At 69.1% G+C, this 18,257-nt stretch carries 23 protein-coding genes; 6 read left to right on the top strand and 17 right to left on the bottom strand.

The features are described from left to right. The first annotated feature begins 24 nt into the window (after positions 1-24). Complete coding sequence (locus VNO22_03920) at positions 25-1,047, top strand: exopolyphosphatase (protein HXG60500.1); 1,023 nt, start codon at positions 25-27, stop codon at positions 1,045-1,047. On the opposite strand, the gene VNO22_03925 is transcribed toward VNO22_03920, so the two are convergent. Further along, positions 1,038-2,234 carry a DUF1343 domain-containing protein gene (locus VNO22_03925; protein HXG60501.1) on the bottom strand — a complete coding sequence of 399 codons (1,197 nt, stop codon included), beginning with the start codon at positions 2,232-2,234 and terminating at the stop codon, positions 1,038-1,040. The two genes, VNO22_03920 and VNO22_03925, sit on opposite strands and share 10 nt — an antisense overlap. A gap of 8 nt (positions 2,235-2,242) precedes the next feature. Then, the gene (locus VNO22_03930; protein ID HXG60502.1) at positions 2,243-2,854 is read right to left on the bottom strand and encodes a GNAT family N-acetyltransferase; all 612 of its coding nucleotides are present in this window, start codon (positions 2,852-2,854) and stop codon (positions 2,243-2,245) included. A 90-nt stretch (positions 2,855-2,944) separates the two neighbouring features. Between VNO22_03930 and proB the strand changes: the two genes are divergently transcribed. The 3 genes from proB to hutI all read left to right on the top strand — a co-directional run bounded on the left by proB (position 2,945) and on the right by hutI (position 6,756). Next, positions 2,945-4,039: a glutamate 5-kinase gene (proB, locus tag VNO22_03935; GenBank protein ID HXG60503.1), complete on the top strand. Its 1,095-nt coding sequence runs from the start codon at positions 2,945-2,947 to the stop codon at positions 4,037-4,039. A 29-nt stretch (positions 4,040-4,068) separates the two neighbouring features. After that, complete coding sequence (locus tag VNO22_03940; GenBank protein HXG60504.1) at positions 4,069-5,316, top strand: glutamate-5-semialdehyde dehydrogenase; 1,248 nt, start codon at positions 4,069-4,071, stop codon at positions 5,314-5,316. Positions 5,317-5,511: 195 nt separating this feature from the next. Continuing rightward, the gene (gene hutI, locus VNO22_03945; GenBank protein ID HXG60505.1) at positions 5,512-6,756 is read left to right on the top strand and encodes an imidazolonepropionase; all 1,245 of its coding nucleotides are present in this window, start codon (positions 5,512-5,514) and stop codon (positions 6,754-6,756) included. Positions 6,757-6,787: 31 nt separating this feature from the next. On the opposite strand, the gene VNO22_03950 is transcribed toward hutI, so the two are convergent. From VNO22_03950 to VNO22_04010, 13 genes are all read right to left on the bottom strand, one after another. After that, positions 6,788-7,021, bottom strand: a complete 234-nt coding sequence (locus VNO22_03950; protein HXG60506.1) for a hypothetical protein — start codon at positions 7,019-7,021, stop codon at positions 6,788-6,790. Between the two features lie 95 nt (positions 7,022-7,116). Continuing rightward, a complete protein-coding gene (gene atpC, locus VNO22_03955; GenBank protein ID HXG60507.1) occupies positions 7,117-7,521 on the bottom strand; it encodes an ATP synthase F1 subunit epsilon in 405 nt (134 codons plus the stop codon). Continuing rightward, positions 7,484-7,678 carry a hypothetical protein gene (locus VNO22_03960; GenBank protein HXG60508.1) on the bottom strand — a complete coding sequence of 65 codons (195 nt, stop codon included), beginning with the start codon at positions 7,676-7,678 and terminating at the stop codon, positions 7,484-7,486. Before VNO22_03960 ends, atpC begins: the two co-directional genes overlap by 38 nt. A 15-nt stretch (positions 7,679-7,693) precedes the next feature. Further along, positions 7,694-9,124 carry a F0F1 ATP synthase subunit beta gene (gene atpD / locus VNO22_03965; GenBank protein HXG60509.1) on the bottom strand — a complete coding sequence of 477 codons (1,431 nt, stop codon included), beginning with the start codon at positions 9,122-9,124 and terminating at the stop codon, positions 7,694-7,696. A gap of 9 nt (positions 9,125-9,133) precedes the next feature. Beyond that, a complete protein-coding gene (atpG, locus tag VNO22_03970) occupies positions 9,134-9,997 on the bottom strand; it encodes an ATP synthase F1 subunit gamma (protein ID HXG60510.1) in 864 nt (287 codons plus the stop codon). Positions 9,998-10,003: 6 nt separating this feature from the next. Beyond that, complete coding sequence (gene atpA, locus VNO22_03975) at positions 10,004-11,527, bottom strand: F0F1 ATP synthase subunit alpha (GenBank protein ID HXG60511.1); 1,524 nt, start codon at positions 11,525-11,527, stop codon at positions 10,004-10,006. 6 nt (positions 11,528-11,533) lie between these two features. Then, positions 11,534-12,082: an ATP synthase F1 subunit delta gene (gene atpH, locus VNO22_03980; GenBank protein HXG60512.1), complete on the bottom strand. Its 549-nt coding sequence runs from the start codon at positions 12,080-12,082 to the stop codon at positions 11,534-11,536. Further along, positions 12,079-12,588 carry an ATP synthase F0 subunit B gene (locus tag VNO22_03985; protein ID HXG60513.1) on the bottom strand — a complete coding sequence of 170 codons (510 nt, stop codon included), beginning with the start codon at positions 12,586-12,588 and terminating at the stop codon, positions 12,079-12,081. Before VNO22_03985 ends, atpH begins: the two co-directional genes overlap by 4 nt. Position 12,589: 1 nt before the next feature. Next, positions 12,590-13,117, bottom strand: a complete 528-nt coding sequence (locus VNO22_03990) for an ATP synthase F0 subunit B (protein ID HXG60514.1) — start codon at positions 13,115-13,117, stop codon at positions 12,590-12,592. A 10-nt stretch (positions 13,118-13,127) separates the two neighbouring features. Beyond that, complete coding sequence (locus VNO22_03995) at positions 13,128-13,484, bottom strand: ATP synthase F0 subunit C (protein ID HXG60515.1); 357 nt, start codon at positions 13,482-13,484, stop codon at positions 13,128-13,130. After that, a complete protein-coding gene (gene atpB, locus VNO22_04000; protein ID HXG60516.1) occupies positions 13,485-14,324 on the bottom strand; it encodes a F0F1 ATP synthase subunit A in 840 nt (279 codons plus the stop codon). It lies immediately after the preceding gene. 1 nt (position 14,325) lies between these two features. Beyond that, a complete protein-coding gene (locus VNO22_04005; GenBank protein ID HXG60517.1) occupies positions 14,326-14,703 on the bottom strand; it encodes a hypothetical protein in 378 nt (125 codons plus the stop codon). Next, complete coding sequence (locus VNO22_04010; protein HXG60518.1) at positions 14,700-14,912, bottom strand: AtpZ/AtpI family protein; 213 nt, start codon at positions 14,910-14,912, stop codon at positions 14,700-14,702. The genes VNO22_04005 and VNO22_04010 overlap by 4 nt, the downstream gene beginning before the upstream one ends. 150 nt (positions 14,913-15,062) lie before the next feature. On the opposite strand from VNO22_04010, the gene VNO22_04015 reads away from it, so the two are divergent. Both VNO22_04015 and VNO22_04020 read left to right on the top strand, forming a co-directional pair. Then, positions 15,063-15,674: an RNA polymerase sigma factor gene (locus tag VNO22_04015; GenBank protein HXG60519.1), complete on the top strand. Its 612-nt coding sequence runs from the start codon at positions 15,063-15,065 to the stop codon at positions 15,672-15,674. After that, entirely contained in the window at positions 15,671-15,904 is a 234-nt protein-coding gene (locus VNO22_04020; GenBank protein HXG60520.1) for a hypothetical protein, read from the top strand. The genes VNO22_04015 and VNO22_04020 overlap by 4 nt, the downstream gene beginning before the upstream one ends. Positions 15,905-16,108: 204 nt before the next feature. Here VNO22_04020 and argS read toward each other — a convergent pair whose 3' ends face one another. After that, positions 16,109-17,821: an arginine--tRNA ligase gene (gene argS, locus VNO22_04025; GenBank protein ID HXG60521.1), complete on the bottom strand. Its 1,713-nt coding sequence runs from the start codon at positions 17,819-17,821 to the stop codon at positions 16,109-16,111. 28 nt (positions 17,822-17,849) lie between these two features. Continuing rightward, positions 17,850-18,194: a ribosome silencing factor gene (rsfS, locus tag VNO22_04030; GenBank protein ID HXG60522.1), complete on the bottom strand. Its 345-nt coding sequence runs from the start codon at positions 18,192-18,194 to the stop codon at positions 17,850-17,852. Positions 18,195-18,257 lie beyond the last annotated feature (63 nt).

Consider the following 18,257-nt stretch of genomic DNA (forward strand, 5'->3'; position numbering starts at 1 on the left):
CGGGGCTGATCGGGAGGGACCTTCATGCGGATTCTCACGCGCGGCGACCTCGACGGGCTGACGAGCTCGGTCCTTTTGACGCTGGCGGAAAAGATCACCGAGATCCGGTTCGCGCACCCCAAGGACGTACAGGACGGCAAGGTGCCCTGCGACGCCGAAGACATCGTGGTGAATCTTCCGTACGTCAAGGGATGCGGGATGTGGTTCGATCACCACGTCTCGGAGGAAGCCAAGCTCGACGACATCGGTCCGTTCAAGGGGCGATTCGCCGTGGCGCCGAGCGCCGCGCGCGTGGTGTACGACTACTACCGCAAGCCCGAATTCGACCGCTTCAAGGAGCTCCTCGAGGCCACGGACCGGCTGGACAGCGCTCAGCTCACGCGGGACGACGTGGCGAACCCGAAGGGCTGGATTCTTCTGGGCTATACGCTCGATCCGCGCACGGGGCTCGGTCCGGAGTTCCAGAAGTACTTCCGCTGGCTCGTCGAGTACGTCAAGGAAGTGCCGATCGAGAAGATTCTTCAGCATCCGGAGGTGAAGAAGCGCTGCGACCGGGTGCTCCGGGAGCAGGAGGAGTTCACGCAGCTTCTGCGGGCGAACTCCCGGCTGGACGGGAACGTGGTGATCACGGATTTCCGCAACGTCCAGAATCCGCCGGTCGGCAATCGGTTCCTGATCTACACGCTTTATCCGCAGGCCAACGTCGAGGTGCGGATCTTCTGGGGGAAGGAGCGCAGGACCGTCAACGTCGCCGTGGGACACAGCATCTTCAACCGCACCTGTTCGGTGAGCTGCGGAGAGCTGTGCGCGCGGTACGGAGGGGGCGGCCACTTCGGAGCGGGCACGTGCCAGCTCGATCCCGCGCGGGCGGAGGCCCAGATCGCCGAGATCGTTTCGGTGCTGAAGGCGGGGGGCGCTCCCCCGGCGGACGCCGCGCCCGTTCGGACGAAAAAGGCGGCGCCGCGGAAGAAGGCCGCGTCGAAGAAGAAGGCCGGCGCCCGCAAGGCGCCGAAGGCGAAGGTCCGCCGGCGGGCCCGTCAGCGGTAGAGAAGGAAGCGCCGCCGGATTTCGAGGAACCGCTGGAGCTCCTCCCGCCAGGAGCGCTCGATCTCGGCGGGGGCACGTCCGGCGCGGATCGCGTCCTCGATGTCCCGCCGCCCGATCATTTCGGCCGCCCGGCCGAAGGAGAACGCGCCCCGGTGGCGCCGGTGAAGCGCGTCGAGCGCGTGAAGCGCCGCCGTCACCGGCCGATAGGCCTTCCGGTCGGCGATCTCGACTTCGAAGCCGCGGCACTCTTCGTTCGTGTACGGGTAGCGCGGCAGGCCCGGCTGGGGCTCGGGCCGGAAGACGACCGGCTTGAAGCGCACCCCGGCGAGTCCGCGTCCGTTGAGCTCCTCGCAGAGTCCTCGTTCGTCGATCCACGGGGCTCCGTACCGCACGAAAGGGTTCGGGGTGCCGCGGCCGACGGAGAGGTTCGTTCCTTCCAGGGCGCCCAGGCCGGGATAGGAGAGGGCCGCCTCGAGCGAGCGCATGTTGGGCGAGGGGTTGACCCAGGGGAGGCCCGTTTCGTCGAAGAACATCGACCGCCGCCAGCCCTCCAGGGGGACGACGGTGAGGCGCGCGCCGATCTTGAATTCCTCGTTGTAGAGACGCGCCAGCTCCCCCACGGTCATGCCGTGCCGGGTGGGCAGGGGGAAGTATCCGATGAACCGGCCGCGGAGGGCTTCCTCGAGCACGGGTCCCTCCACGACGTCGCCCCCGATGGGATTGGGCCGGTCGAGGACGACGACGTCCTTGCCGTTCTCGCGGGCGGCCTCGAGGACGAGCGCAAGGGTGGTGATGTAGGTGTAGAAGCGCGCCCCGACGTCCTGCAGATCGAAGACGAGGACGTCGAGCTCCTGGAGCATGTCGGGAGTGGGCTTGCGGGTCTTGCCGTAAAGGCTGTGGATGGGGATTCCCGTGCGTTCGTCGCGGCCGCTTTCGATGGCCGGCTGGTCGAGGTTCGCGCGCAGCCCGTGCTCGGGGGCCAGGAGCGCGACGAGCCGGACTTCGGGCGCGGAGGCGATCAGGTCGATGGCCGACCGGCCGCGGGCGTCGATCCCGGTGGGGTTGGTGACGAGTCCCACGCGGCGGCCGCGCAGCGGGGCGAAGCCGTCGCGGACGAGCCCGTCGAGGCCGCTCCGGACGGGGGGGTCGGGCGCCTGGACGAGGGCGGCCAGGAGGATCGCGACCACGCCGGGCCTCAATCCGCGCCGCCCGTGTCGGCGTCCTCGTCCACGGGGGCGACCTCGGCGGCCACCCGCTCGGGGGGCGTGACGGCGAGGCAATAGACGAGGACGTCGTGCACGCGGCCGGCGAAGTCGATCGCGTGCTGAGGGAGCGTGGCCACGCACTCGAAATCGAGATCCTCGAAGAGCGCGCGGGCGCCCTTCTGGACGTCGAGCACCTCGGCGTGCAGGAGCGCCACGCGCAGGGCGGGCGCCAGGTCGATGAATTCCCGGATGAGGGCCCGCGCCAGGCCCCGGCGGCGGAACTCGGGGTCCAGGGTGATGCGGATCTTGGCGACGTGGCGCGACCAGCCGCGGCGGTCGCGGTGAAGCGTGGCGTCGGCGACCACGCGGCGGCCGTCGAAGGCGAGGAGGGGGAGGATGTTCTCGTAGTTGAGGTTGCGGATCCAGCCCTGGATGACGGCGGGCCGCGTCACGTCGTCCTTGAACAACCGGCGCTCGTCCACGGGAATGCGCCGGAAGAAGTCCACCAGCGCCGACTCGTCTTCGGGCCGCAGGGGGCGCACCGTGAGCCCGCCGGCCAGGGACTTCGGATAGCGCGAGAGGGCCGTCGTGGTTGTCGTCATGGTTCGGATTGTACCTTCGGGAGCGTAGGCGGTTCAACGGCGCCGTCGCGGTTGACTCCGGGAGGAAGACGCTGTTAAGATCCGCGCGGCATGAACCGGGACGCGCTGGGAAAGGCACGGCGGCTGGTGGTCAAGGCCGGGACGCGGACGATTCTGGACGAGGCGCAGCGGCCGGACCTGGGGACCCTGCGGCGGCTGCTCGGGGAAATGGTGGAGCTCAAGAAGTCCGGGCGCGGCGTAGTCTTCGTCTCCTCGGGAGCGATCGGGACGGGCCTGGGGCCGCTGGGGCTTTCGCGCCGTCCGGAATCGATCCCGGAGCTTCAGGCGGCGGCGGCGGTGGGGCAGTCGCTCCTCATGCAGGTCTATAATGGGATTCTGGAACCTCTGGGGTATTCGGTCGCGCAGATCCTGCTGACGCACGAGGACTTTCAGGACCGGCGGCGGTACCTGAACGTGCGGAACCTCCTGGCGGTGCTCGAGGGCAAGAGCGTGCTTCCGGTGATCAACGAGAACGACGCGGTGGGGGTGGAGGAGATCCGGTTCGGCGACAACGACATCCTGGCGGGGCTCGTGGCCAACGCGACGGACGCGGACGTGACGGTGCTTCTGTCGGACGTGGAGGGCTTCTACGTGGACGGAGCGCTTCAGGCGGAGGTGCGGGAGGTGACTCCGCAGATCGAGGCCGCGGCGGGGGGGACGTCGGGGCTCGGCAGCGGGGGGATGGCGTCCAAGGTCCGCTGCGCCAAGACGGTGACGGCGGCGGGGGGATGCCTGCTGCTGGTACACGGCAAGAAGGTGACGCTCCGGGAGGCGCTCGAGGGAAAGGCGGGGACGCTTTTTCTTCCGACGGGGACGCGTCTGGACCACCGCAAGCGGTGGATCGCGCACACGCTGAAGGCCGCGGGGGCGCTGACGGTGGACGAAGGGGGCGCGCGGGCGCTGGTGCGCCACGGCCGGAGTCTCCTGGCCGTGGGAATTACGGGATGCGAGGGGGATTTCGACGTGGGGGATTGCGTGATCGTGCGGGATCCGTCGGGAGCGGCGATCGCCAAGGGGCTGGTGAATTATCCGGCGGCGGACGTGCGCCGGATCCTGGGGCGGCGGACGGACGAGATCGAGCGGGTGCTCGGCTACCGGTCGTTCGACGAGATCATTCATCGCGACAACCTGGCGCTTGTGTCGTAGGGGGCGTCGGGGTCGACGAGGAGGCGCGTATGGGCAGCCTGTACGAAGACGTGGCCCGGCGGGCGAAGGAGGCGGCGGTGGAGCTTCGCCGCACGAGCGCGGCGCAGCGGACGGCGGCGATCCGGGCGATGGCGGCGCGGCTGCGGTCGCGCGCGGGGGAGGTTCTGGAAGCCAACCGGGCGGACGTTCAGGAGGCCAAACAGGCGGGGCTGGGGGAAGCCAAGCTGGATCGCCTGAAGCTGGACGAGAAGCGCCTCGAGGAGGTCGCGCGGGGTCTGGAGGCGGTGGCGGCGCTTCCGGACCCGGTGGGAAAGGTGGCGGACGAGCGGCGGGGGCCCACGGGGATCCGCGTCCAGCGGGTGCGGGCGCCGATCGGGGTGATTCTGATGATCTTCGAGGCGCGGCCGAACGTGACGGCGGAGGCGGCGGCGCTGTGCGTGCGCTCGGGGAACGCGGTGCTCCTGCGGGGGGGAAGCGAGGCGGCGCGGACGAACCGGATGATCGGGGCCTGCCTGCAGGGGGCGCTGGCGCAAGAGGGGGTGCCGACGGCGGCGGTCCAGACGGTGGAAGGCGGGCACGAGGGAGTGGACGAACTTCTGAAGCTTGACCGGTTCATCGACCTGGTGATTCCGCGGGGCGGGGAGGGGCTGATCCGGTCGGTGGCCGAGAAGTCGCGGATTCCGGTGATCAAGCATTACAAGGGCAACTGCCACGTTTACGTGGACGCGGACGCGAACCAGGCGATGGCGGTGAACCTGGTGTACAACGCCAAGGTTCAGCGTCCGGCCACCTGCAACGCGGCCGAGAAGCTGCTCATTCACGAGAAGGTCGCCCCGGCGCTCCTGCCCCTGATCGCCCGCAAGCTCCAGGAAGCGCGGGTGGAGCTTCGGGGGGACCCGGCGGCGTGCCGCCTGGTGCCGGGGATGAAGCCGGCGTCGGAGCAGGACTGGACGGAGGAGTATCTGGACCTGGTCCTGGCCGTGAAGGTGGTGCCGGATCTCGAGGCGGCGATCCGGCACATCAACACGTACGGATCGGCCCACACGGACGCGATCGTCACGCAGAACGAGGCGGCCGCCCGGAAGTTCCTGGCGGAGGTGGATTCCTCCTCGGTCATGTGGAACTGCTCGACGCGGCTGGCCGACGGCGGCCAGTACGGCCTGGGGGCGGAGATCGGCATTTCCACCGACAAGCTGCACGCCCGGGGGCCGATGGGGGCCGAGGAGCTGACCTGCCTCAAATGGGTGGTGACGGGGGAAGGCCAGATCCGGTCCTGACGGCGGTCCTGTTCGTTTTCTCGAAAATTTTCTTGACGGCCGGCGTATTATCTCTAGGATACCCATAAGCTCACCCATGAGCACGTGCTTATGGGTGGACGGCCTCTTACCCATATCGTCCGGGGCGGCCTCCTCACCCGCGGCCGCCCTTTCTTATTTTCCGGCCTCTTCCGCCCGGCGTATAATCCTCCGCCGATGAGGCGCGAGGAGGCGGATCTCCTGGTCGTCAACGCCGGGCGCCTTCTGACCCTGGCGGGTCCCGCCCGGCCGCGGCGCGGGGAGGAAATGTCCGATCTGGGGGTCCTGGAGCGGGGGGCCGTGGCGGTGCGCGGCGGGCGCATCCGGGCGGTCGGGCCCTCTTCGGAGCTTTCGCGCCGGTTCCGCGCGCGCCGGAGGATCGACGCGCGGGGCGCGCTGGTCACCCCGGGACTCGTGGATCCGCACACGCATCTCGTCTTCGCGGGTTCGCGGGAAGGGGAGTTCGAGGCCCGCGCCGCGGGACGCTCCTATGAGGAGATCGCCCGGGCGGGCGGAGGAATTCACGCGACGGTCGCCGCCGTCCGGGCCGCCTCCCGGCAGGAGCTTCTGGCCGCGGCGCGCGTCCGCCGGGCCGAGATGCTGGCCCGGGGCACGACGACCGTCGAGGCCAAAAGCGGGTACGGGCTGAGCCTGGCCCACGAGCTCAAGCAGCTCGAAGTCGCCCGGGCTCTGGGGTGCGTGCCCACGTTTCTCGGCGCCCATGAGGTGCCGCGGGAACGGTCGCGCCGGGAGTACCTCCGGGAGATCGTCGAGGTCATGATTCCGCGGGTGCGGACGGCGGCGCGCTTCTGCGACGTGTTCTGCGAGCCGGGGGTCTTTTCGGTGTCCGAGGCGCGGCGGGTGCTGGAGGCGGCGCGGAGGGCGGGGATGGGGCTCAAACTCCACGCGGAGGAGTTCCGGCGCTCGGGCGCGGCGGAGCTGGCGGCCGAGCTGGGCGCGGTGAGCGCGGACCATCTCGGGGCCGTGGGGCCGCGCGGCATCCGGGCGCTGGCGCGCGCGGGAACCGTGGCGGTGCTTCTCCCGGCGACGGCCTGTTTTCTGGGCCTTCCCGGCGGGGCGCCGGCGCGGCGCCTGATCGAAGAAGGGGTTCCGGTGGCGCTCGGCACGGATTTCAACCCCGGCACCTCGACGGCGCTGGGGCTTCCCCTCGTCATGACCCTGGCGGTGGCGCACCTGCGGATGTCGCCGGCGGAGGCGTGGTGCGCCGTCACCGCCAATGCGGCCTGGGCCTGCGGGGAAGGGGATCGCGCCGGGACGCTGGAGCCGGGAAAGCGCGCGGATCTGGTGATCTGGAACGCGCGCGATCCGCGGGAAGTGCCCTACTGGTTCGGCGCGAATCTCGCGCGGACGGTGATTCTCGGCGGCCGCGTCGCCGCCGGAGATTCCGCCGACGAAGGGTAGCCCCGAGGGGCCGGGTCCGGCCGCCGCCGTCCTACGCCGCCGGCGGAGGATCCCCGGGAGGTTTCCGGAGCCGCCGCATGTGCGCCAGGTGGGCCGCCAGGCCGGAGGACGATGTGAGAATCATGCCGACGACCATGGCGATGGCGCCGATCCAGGGGACGGGGTTCTTGGCGTCCTGGCCGAAGCCGCCGCTGAACACCAGAACGGCCGCTCCGGCGAGCGACACGATCCAGCCCGAGACGCGAAGCACGACGGGCGCGGACATGGCGGCTTCTCCGAAAAACGTCCGACGTCATGGACCGAATCGCGCGGCGCCGGCGGCGGGGTTTTCCCGCCCCCGTCGCGCGGGGTTCGATCCCGCTATTTTCTGGACGCGACGCGCAGCCGGTTCCGGGCGCGTTCCATCGCGGCCCGGGCCTCTTCGCGGGCGGTCTCGGTGCGGGCGGCCGCGAGCTCTTCACGGGCGCGCCGCAGCGCCGCCTCCGCGCGCGGGACGTCGATGGCGGAAGCTTCCTCCAGGCTGTCCACTAGAAGCGTCGCCTTGTTCCGGGCGACCTCGAGGAACCCGCCCCCCGTGGCGAAGAGGCGCTCCCCTCGGTCCGTTTTCAGGCGCACTTCCCCCGGCCGCAGCGTGCACAGAAGCGGAGCGTGACCCGCCAGGATCCCGAGGTAGCCCTTTTCGGCCGGGACCACGAGCGACTCGGCCTCTTCCGAAAGGACCACGCGCTCAGGCGTGACGATCTCGACCGCGAACTTTCTTGCCATAAATCTTGATCGCTTCGGAAGCCACCGTGACCAGGAAGTACAGCACCGTCAGGCCGAGCAGGATCAGGGGGCCCCAGAAGCCCTTCCGGAGGATCAGGAGCATCGCGGCGACGAGCACGCCGGTCCCGATCAGAACGCTCAGAAGGGACTTCTTCAAAGGGCCTCCGCCGCGTTAACCCGCGGCCATCTTCCTGGCCTTCTCCACCGCCTCGTCGATTCCTCCCACCATGTAGAACGCCTGCTCCGGCAGTTGGTCGTGCTTGCCCTCGATGATTTCCCGGAAAGAGCGGATCGTCTCCTTGAGGGGGACGAACTTGCCCGGCGTCCCCGTAAACTGTTCGGCCACGAAGAACGGCTGGGAAAGCATCCTCTGGATGCGCCGCGCGCGGGCCACGACGCGCTTGTCTTCGTCGGAAAGTTCCTCCATGCCCAGGATCGCGATGATGTCCTGCAGGTCCTGGTAGCGCTGGAGCAGACGCTGCGCCTCCCGGGCCACCTGGTAGTGCTCCTCGCCGACCACTTTGGGCTCCAGCAGCCGCGACGTGGACCGCAGCGGATCGACCGCGGGGTAGATTCCGAGCTCCGCGATGCGGCGCTCCAGGACGATGTTGGCGTCCAGGTGCGTGAAGGTCGTGGCCGGGGCGGGGTCGGTGATGTCGTCGGCGGGCACGTAGACCGCCTGGACCGACGTGATGGAGCCCCTCTTGGTCGAGGTGATCCGCTCCTGAAGCGCCGCCATCTCCTGCGCCAGGGTCGGCTGGTAGCCCACGGCGCTCGGCATGCGTCCCAGAAGGGCCGACACCTCGGATCCGGCCTGGACGAACCGGAAGATGTTGTCGATGAACAGAAGGACGTCCTGCCCTTCCTTGTCCCGGAAGTATTCGGCGAAGGTGACGCCGGAGAGCGCCACGCGCAGGCGCGCCCCGGGCGGCTCGTTCATCTGGCCGAAGACCATGACGGTCTTGTCGAGGACGCGGAGCTCCTTGCCGGAGGCGTCCTTGAACTTCGCATGCTGCATTTCGAGCCAGAGATCGTTCCCCTCGCGGGTCCGTTCCCCGACGCCCGCGAAGACCGACACGCCGCCCGCTTCGACGGCGATGTTGCGGATGAGTTCCTGGACGAGGACCGTTTTGCCCACGCCGGCGCCGCCGAAAAGCCCGATTTTCCCTCCCTTGGGGAAGGGGGCCAGCAGATCGATGACCTTGAGGCCGGTCTGGAACACCTTCGGGGTCGGTTCCTGCTCCTCCAGGGGCGGCGCCTCGCGGTGGATGGGATAATAGTCCTCCCCCCGGACCGGGCCGCCGTCGTCCACGGGATTGCCCAGAAGGTCCATGACGCGGCCGAGCGTGGGGCGGCCCACCGGAACCTTGATCGGGGCGCCCGTGTCGATCACGCTCATGCCCCGGACGAGCCCTTCCGTGGGCGCCAGGGCCACCGACCGGACGGTGTTGTTCCCCAGATGCTGGGCGACCTCGCAGGTGAGGTCGATGCCCCGCGCGGCGTCCTCGATCTTCAGCGCGGTGTAGATCGGAGGCAGCTTTTCTTCGAAGGTCACGTCCACGACGGGTCCGATGACCTGCGCGATTCTTCCCTGATTCGCCATGACGTTCTCCTACCCTTTGAGGGCCTCCGCCCCGCCGACGATGTCGAGGAGTTCCTTGGTGATTCCCGCCTGGCGGGCCTTGTTGTAGACGAGGGTCAGCGAGCTGATGAGGTCGGTGGCGCTGTCGGTCGCGTTGCGCATGGCGTTCATCCGCGCCGCGTGCTCGCTCGACATGGACTCCAGGAGCAGCCGGTGGAACGAGACCTCGACGTAGCGCGGGAGCAGCCGGTCCAGGATCCGCGCGGGCTCCGGCTCGAACTCGTACTCGGGCGCCGGCCCCCCGCGGGCGGCGGGCTCGACCGGGAGGAATTTCACGTGCCCCGGCCGGAAGGTGAGGGCGTTGACGTAGCGGGTGAAGAGCAGGTAGACCTCGTCCACCTCGCCCGACAGGAACGCCTCCCGGAGGTCGCGCGTCATCGCCTGAATCTGCGCGAAGGGCACCTCCGTGGGAAGGCCCGTGTGGGCCGCGCGCACCTCGAGCCCCATTTTCCGCAGCCCCTCGGCCGCCTTGCGGCCGATCGCCACGACGCGCGCCGGCTGGGGGTGCTCCTCCCGGAACCGCTGCACGTACCGCAGCATGTTCGAGTTGTAGCTTCCGCAGAGCCCCTTGTCGGCCATCATGACCACAAGCCCGATCGACCGCACCTGGGGCCGCGGCGTGAAGAGCGGATAGTCGAGGTCCCGGACCTGCGCCACCAGCCCTTCCAGAAGCTCGCGGATCTTGTCCGAGTAGGGCCGCAGTTCGAGAAGCCGCTCCTGAACCTTCTTGAGCTTGGCGGCCGAGACCATCTGCATCGCCCGCGTGATCTTGCGGATGTTTCCGACCGCGCGGATCTTGCGCTTGATCGCCCGGGCCGACTGGACGGCAGGCATGCGCGGCTATCCCTTCCGGCCCGTGAACTGGGCCTTGAACTCCTGGATGGCTTTCTTGAGCTGCGCCTCGGTGTCGGGCTCGAACTTCTTGGTCTGCCGGATCTTCTCGCCGATCGCGGGGTGATTCTTGGCCAGAAACTCCAGGAACCCCTTCTCGAACGCCTTCACCTGGTCGAGCGGCAGGTCGTCCAGCGCCCCCGACGTTCCGGCGTAAATCACCATCACCTGCTGCTCAAACGGCATGGGCACGAACTGACCCTGCTTGAGCAGTTCCACGAGCCGCTCGCCCCGCGTGAGCTGGTCGCGGGTGGCTTTGTCGAGGTCGCTGGCGAACTGCGCGAAGGCGGCCAGCTCCCGGTACTGCGCCAGGTCCAGCCGCAGCTTCCCGGCCACCTTCTTCATGGCCGGCGTCTGGGCGTTTCCGCCCACGCGCGAGACGCTGATGCCCACGTTGATGGCCGGCCGCACGCCGGCGTTGAAAAGGTCCGGCTCGAGATAGATCTGACCGTCCGTGATCGAGATGACGTTGGTCGGAATGTAGGCGGACACGTCCCCGAGCTGGGTCTCGATGATCGGGATCGAGGTCAGCGACCCGCCTCCGAGCTTGTCGTTGAGCTTGGCCGCCCGCTCCAGAAGCCGCGAATGCAGGTTGAAGATGTCTCCCGGATACGCCTCGCGGCCGGGCGGCCGGCGGAGGAGGAGCGAGATCTGCCGGTACGCCCACGCGTGCTTGGTCAGGTCGTCGTACACCACGAAGGCGTGGCCTCCCTGGTCCCGCACGTCCTCGCCGATCGCGGTCCCCGAATAGGGCGCCAGGAACTGGAGGGGCGCCGGGTCGTCCGCCGTGGCCGACACGACCACCGTGTACTCCATCGCCCCATACCGCCGGAGCGTATCGACCACGTTGGCCACGGTCGAGGCCTTCTGGCCGATGGCTACGTAGATGCAGACGACGTTCTGCCCCTTCTGGTTGATGATGGCGTCCAGGCAAAGCGCGGTCTTTCCGGTCTGCCGGTCTCCCAGCACGAGTTCCCGCTGTCCCCGGCCGATCGGGATCATCGAGTCGATGGCCTTCCAGCCCGTCTGGAGCGGCTCCTTGACCGGCTGGCGCTCCACGACGTTGCGGGCGCGGCCCTCGACCGGCCGGAATTTCTTGGCGGGGATGGGGCCCTTGCCGTCGAGGGGCTGTCCGAGGGCGTTGACCACGCGCCCCAGCATTTCCGGCCCCACGGGAACCTGGACGATCTTGCCCGTGCACCGGGCCAGGTCCCCCTCCTTGATGCCGCGGTCGGGCCCGAGGATGACGCACCCCACGGAGTCTTCTTCGAGGTTGAGCGCCATGCCGAAGACGCCCGCGGAGGGGAACTCCACGAGCTCCGCGGCCATGACGTTTTCCAGGCCGTACACGCGGGCGATGCCGTCGCCCACCTGCAGCACCACGCCGACCGACTCCATTTTGAGCTCGGCCTGGTACGCCTGGATTTCCTTCTGAAGGACGGAGCTGATTTCTTCGGGTCGGATCGCGGCCATGGCGCGCTATCTCCTTTGCAGCTCCCTGAAGCGTTCGGCGACCTCCCGCAGGCGGAACGCCGCCGTTCCGTCGATCACGGTGTCGCCGATGTGAACGAGGAGACCTCCCCCGACCGAGGGGTCGGCCTCCGCCTGAATCTCGATCTTCTTGCCCGTGAGCGCCGCCAGACGCCCCGACAGGCGCGCCCGCTGGTCCTCGGAGAGAGGCTTCCAGCTGCGCACCCGGACGCGGACGATGCCCTTGGAGGCGTCGGCCAGGCGGTCGAAAACGTCGGCCACCTCCGGAAGGATCTCCAGGCGTCCCTTGTCCACGAGGAGGTCGAGGAACCGGACGAAGAACGCCGGAGCGCGCCCTTCGAACGCGCGGCGCAGGAGCGCCTTCTTGGTCTTCCGGGGGATGCGCGGCTGGGCGAGCACCGCCCGGAAGGCCTTGTCGCGCCGGTAGACGTCCTTCAGCGCCAGAAGGAGCGTCTCCGTCTCCTCGGTGGCTCCTTCGGCGTCGGAGACGCGAAGGAGCGCCGCCGCGTACCTTTTGGCGAGCGTCTTTTCCGTCACGGCTTCCGGATCCCCTCGAGCCGGCTGAGGTACCGCTCCACGAGCCCCTCGTGGAGGGCGTCGTTCATCGAGGAGCGCACGAGGTGGTCCGCGGCCGCCAGAGTCAGGCGGGCCGCCTCCTCCCGCAGCTCCAGGATCGCCTTGTCGCGTTCGATGGCCGCCTCTCGACGGGCCCGCTCCAGGGCGGCCTGGACCTGCTCCCGGGCTTCGGCCAGGACGCGGTCGCGCGCCTGGCGCGCTTCCTCCAGGGCCCGTTCGAGGCGCCGGCGGGCTTCCTCGTCCACCCGGGCCAGCCGCTCGCGCGTCTCGGCCAGCTCGCGCGAGACGCGGGCGTTCTCTTCCTCCGCCTTCCGGAAGGTTTCCTCGAACGACCGGCTCCGCTCGCCCAGGAGGCGCGCCAGCACCGGCCGCACGAAAAGCCAGAGGATGACCAGGAGGCCCGCGAAGGCCAGAAGCTGGACCACGAACATCTGCAGGGGGCCGGCGGCGGCGACGACAGCCGTCACGTCACTTCTCCTCTCCGAGGAACGCCCGGACCCGCGGGCCGTGGACGGCCGGGTCGAGCGGCGCCTCGATCACCTTCTCGGCCAGCGCCAGGGAGAGCCGGACGGCCTCCTCCCGGATCTTCTCGAGGGCGCGGCGCTTTTCCGCGAGCACCTCGGCCCGGGCCTGGTCCACCTGGCGGCGCGCCTCCTCCTGAGCCTGGGCCACCGACGCCTGGGCCTGAAGGAGCGCTTCCTTGAGAAGCGCCTGGGTGCGGTCGTACCCTTCCTTGTCCGCGCGGGCGAGGCGCTCCTCGATCTCGGCGCGGCGCCGCGCCAGCTCGGCGCGGTCGCGCTCGAGGGCCTCCCGGGCGGCGCGGATTTCCTCCTCCCGGCGGGTCATCTGGTCGAGGACGCGGCGGAAGAGGATCCGGCTGAGCGCCAGGAACGTGACGACGAAGATCACGACCTGGGTGCCCAGGACCTTGAGGTTGATCCCGAGGTCCTCCAGGAGCCCGCCGCCCTGGAGGGAGGCCAGCGCGACGTCGATCATCGCGGAACGGCTAGTGCGCGGCCGCGGGAATCTTGCCGCCCCACATGAAGCAGATGAGCAGCATGTAGATCACCAGCGTTTCGATGAGCGCCAGGCCGATGATCATCATGCCCTGGATGCGGCCGCCCGCTTCCGGCTGCCGGGCCACGGCCTCCACCGCCGCGGAAATCGCGCGGCTCTGCCCGAAAGCGCCGCCCACGGACGCCAGGGCCAGTCCGAACCCGAGCGCCAGGCCGAGGTAGGAGTTCGCCCCGGCGGAGGCCGACGCGGAACCCGTCTGTTCCAAAGCCAGGGCGGGCGCCGCCATGAAACCGACGATCGCCAGTGCCGCAAGACCCGTCTTGAGCATTCCGAATCCTCCGTTCATCTATCCGTGAAACGCATCATGCGCATGGGAATCGACGCGGGAACCCTCGTGGTCCTCGTGGTGTCCTTCGTGCACGACTTTGGAGGCCACGTAGATGGTCGAAAGCGTCGTGAAGATGAAGGCCTGCAGAAAACTCGTGAAGATCGCGAAGGCCAGCATCGGCAGCTGGACGGGGATCCACCCGCCCAGGCTCATCAGCTGCTCGATGACGTTGTCCTCGCCGAAGATGTTGCCGTAGAGCCGCAGGGAGAGCGACATCGGTTTGGCCAGCTCGCCGATGAACTCCACGACGAGCATGAGCGGGGCCAGCCAGAGGACGTCCCCCAGGAAGTGCTTGAGGTATCCGACCACGCCGGTGGCGCGGAGGGCGTAGGACTGGACCATGATGAAGGTGGTGATTCCGAGCGCCGCCGTGGTCGAAAGCGTCATCGTGGGGGCGCGGAAGCCGGGGACGATCCCCAGGAGGTTCATGGTGAAAATGAAGACGAAGACCGTGCCGAGATAGGGCACGTAACGGTCTCCCTGCGGCGGGGGGATGAAGCCGTGGACGAGATTGCGCAAAAGCTGGACGGCCCATTCGAAGACGTTCTGAAGGCCCCGGGGCACGCGGGCGTACCGGCGCGTCGCCAGCGAGGCCAGCGTGATCAGGAGGATCGACGCCAGAAGGGAAAAACAGATCGCGTCGAACCAGAACATGCCCAGAAACTCGTGCCGGGCGGGATCGTAGCGGTCGAAGCCGTACCAGCGGCCGATCGAGGTGTCCTTGACGAGCCTCCAAAGCGGGGTGAAGAAGGTGTAGGGAGGCTCGTGGGCGGCCTGCGCGGCTTCAGGGGTGAGCATGTCAGGCGGCCTCCCGGGGCCGGACGGCGGACGCCCGGATCGAACCCACGCTGAAGACGGCCACGACGAGGGTGATTCCGGCCAGGACGGCCGCCGGATGGACGAGGTTGCGCGTCACGAAGAGATAAAGCGATCCGGCGTAGAGAAGGAGCTTCCCCGCCAGGAGGGCCACCGCCAGGGCGCGGGCTCTGGCGCTGCGGAGTCCCCGGGAGAGGACCCATCCCCAGGAGAGGAAAGGCGCCGCCCCGAGGGCGAATCCCAACGCCAACCCTCCGGGGACCGCCCACGTTTTCCACAGCACCCCTGAGACGGCCGCCGCCGCCGCCAGGACGGCCGCCGCGACCGCCAGAAGCCGCCGCAGGAGGGCCCGATCGATCATTTGAGGCTGCGCGACACGGTTCGAAAGAGTTCCAGGATTCCCGCCACCGTTCCGAGCAGAACGCCCGCCACGACGAGCCACGGGCCGGTGCCGAACTTCCGGTCGAGCCAGCTTCCGAGGAGGTAGCCGGTGACGACACAGGCGACGATGACGAGGCCGACGCCCCAGAGCTCGAGAAGCCCACGGTCGCCGCGCCGGTCTACCGCCATGGCGGGCCCGCCTCTGCCGAAACCTCCTTCCGCGGGGAAGGAGTGCCGGTATTCTAGTGACCTCGGGGACGGTGTCAAGCAAATGTGCCGCGCGGCGGCTCTTCGGGTTATACTGGAGCCGTCGGGTCTTTTTCGGGAGGGCGGCGGCGCGTGGAGGACACGGCGCTCATTCGAAGGTGCCTGAACGGCGGCGCGGAGGCGTACGGCACGCTGGTGAACCGCTACAGCGCGCGGATCCTCAGCCTCGCCTTCGCGATGACGGGCGACCGCCACGAGGCCGAAGACATCGCCCAGGACACTTTCGTTCGCGCCTACAAGGGGCTGGCGCGTTTCCGCCACAAGGCGAAGTTTTCGAGCTGGCTGTATCAGATCGCGCTCAATCTTTGCCGCGACCGCCTGAAGTCCCGCGGGCGCCAGGCACGCCGGGTCGAGGACGATGAGCTGGCGGTTCTGAGTCCCGACCCCGCCCGGCCGGCCCCGCGGGTGCTCGTGGAGGAGGAATTCTCCCGGCGCACGCAGGAGGCGATCGCGGCGCTTCCGGTCCTGTACCGGGAGGCCTTCGTGCTGCGCCACCTGGCGGGAAAGGACTATTCCGAGATCGCCCGGATCCTCGGCGTGCCGGCCCAGACGGCGCGGGTGCGGGCCTACCGGGCGCGGGAGATGCTGCGCGAGAGTCTGGCTCCGAACGTGGACACCTTCTGGCGCGAAAAGGCGGCCCGGGAGAAAGCCAAAGCCGGGACCGTCCGGGAGGCGACACCATGAAGAAGGACGACAAGAGGCTCCTTCACCGGGCGCTCGACGGCGAGGTCAGCCGTTCCGAGACCCGCCGGCTGCGCCGGGCGCTCCGCGAGGACGACCGGGCGCGGGTCGAGTTCGAACAGCTCCGCAAGGTCGTCAAGGACACGGAACGGATCAAAATCCTGCCCCCGCAGGATTTCACCCGCCGGGTGCTCGAAGAGACCCGCAAGATCCGGTCGCCGCGCCCGCGGTAGACCCGGTCGCCGCGCGCTTCTTTTTCGCGAAACATTCGCCCGGGGGGATCGTCTAACCAGCAGAGTCGATTGAAAAACGGAATGCGGCGCGGCGGGAGGGCCGGGGCCCGAAAGTTTCCCAACCCATAAACCCCCAGTTCTCCCCAGACAGATGCCCGGGATCGTCGCACGGCGAGCCCCGGGCATTTTTTTTCGGCCGCCCGGCTACATCCGCTCCGGGGCCGAAAGGCCCAGAAGGCCGAATCCGTTTCGGAGCACCTGCTGGACCGCGGCGCTGGCGGCCAGGCGGGCCCGGCGCACCTCCTCGTCGTCGTGGAGCACCCGCCGGGAGGCGTCCCGGTTGCCGTACTCGTAGTAGCGCTGGAAGGCGCCCGAGAGTTCGCGCAGAAAGTCCGCGATCACCGCCGGATCCAGATCCCGCGCCGCCAGCTCCACCCGGCGCCGGAAGGCGCGCGCCGTCTTGAGAAGCTCGATCTCGTCCGGCCCGATCCGCGCGGGGTCGAACCGCCCCGCCCACAGGCCGTCCCGGAGATCGGCCGGGTCCACTTTTCCTTCCTCGATCCCCTTCCGGTAGATCGAACCGATCCGCGCGTGGGCGTACTGGGCGTAGTAGACCGGGTTGTCCAGCGACTGCCGGCGGGCCACGTCGAGGTCGAAGTCGAGCGGGCTGGAGGCCTTGCGCATGACGAAGAAAAAGCGCGCCGCGTCCACCCCCACCTCGTCCAGGAGCTCCCGGAGCGTCACGTAGCTGGCCGCCCGCTTGGACATCTTGATTTCCCGGCCGCCCTCCAGGAGCCGGCAGTGCTGCACGATCAGGACCTCGAACGCCACCGGCCGCGTCTCCGGCGTGTCCGAGGGCGAAGGGCGCACCTGGTCGGGCGCGACCAGGTTGAAGTTGAGCATCTTGAGCCCGGCGCGCATCGTGGCGATGTGCGCGTGGTGGTCCGGTCCCCAGAGATCCACCAGGATGTCGAACCCGCGCTGGAACTTGTCCCGGTGATAGGCCATGTCCGGAAGCCGGTAGACGTAGGACCCGTCCGTCTTGACGATCGGGCGGTCCTCCGTGTCCCCGTACTCCGAGGTCTTCAGGTAGACGGCGCCGTCCTTGCGGTAGGTGAGGCCCCAGCTTTCGAAGAAGTTGAGCACCTCCTCGACCTTGCCGCTCTTGTGGAGGGCTTCCTCGCTCGTCCAGACGTCGTAGCGGACCCGGAAGGCTTCGAGGTCCCGGCGGATTTCCTCGAGCAGCCGATCCTTGCCGAAGCGTTTGGCCCGTTCGAGGTCGACGGGGCCTCCCTGGGCGGCGAGCTCCCGCGCGAGCGCCTTCACGTAATCGCCCCGGTAGCAGTTCGGATCGGGCGGCTCGGGCGCGTCCGTCAGGCGCCAGAGGAGGGAGCGTCCGAGCATCTCGATCTGGTTGCCGGTGTCGTTGACGTAGAACTCGCGCGTGACGCGGAAGCCGGCGAAGTCGAGGATGTTGGCCAGGGAATCCCCGACCGCGGCCTGGCGTCCGTGGGCGATGTGGAGGGGCCCCGTGGGGTTGGCCGAGCAGTGCTCGACGAGCACGCGGCGCCCGCCGCCGAGGGCGGAGCGGCCGTAGCGGGGGCCTTCCTCGAGGATCCGCCGGAGCTCTCCGTGGTAAAACTCGGCGGACGCGGCAAGGTTGACGAAGCCGGCGCCGGCCGCCTCCACGCGGGCCAGGCCCGGCAGTCCGCGGCGGCGCAGCTCCGCCGCCAGCGCCTCCGCCAGCTCCCGCGGCGGGCGCTTGAGGGAACGCGCGAGGCGCAAGGGAACGCTCGTGGCCGCGTCCCCGAAGCGCGGGTCGGAAGGCGGCTCGAGGGCGGGACCGGGGATCTCCGCTCCCCACAGCGCCCGGGCGGCGTCGCGGACGGCGTCCGACCAGAGCTCTTCGACGTTCACGGGCGGTCCTCCCCGCTTCGCGGGCCGCTCACGGGCGGGCCGCGGCGCGCTTCCATCGGACGCGCGGCGCGTCCGCCCACAACCCCTCGAGGTCGTAGAAGCCCCGGTGATCTTCGTGGAAGATGTGCACCACGAAATCCCCGAAGTCCTGGACGATCCACCGGGCGTCCCGGACCCCTTCGATCCCGCGCTCGCGCACCCCCTTCTCCTTCATGGTCGCACGGAGCTCTTCGGTCATCGCGCGGGCCTGCCGTTCGTTGGACGCGGAGCAGACGACGAAATAGTCCGCGATGAAGGTGAGCTTGCGGAGGTCGAGGATCACGACGTCGGTGGCCTTCTTGTCCTCGCAGACCTTCGCGCAGGCGACGGCCAACTGCCGGGGCGTGGCGATATCTTCCTCCGAAAAGCGCGTCCGCGTTATTGACTATCAAAACCG

This window comes from Planctomycetota bacterium (assembly GCA_035574235.1).
Lineage (GTDB): Bacteria > Planctomycetota > MHYJ01 > MHYJ01 > JACPRB01 > DATLZA01.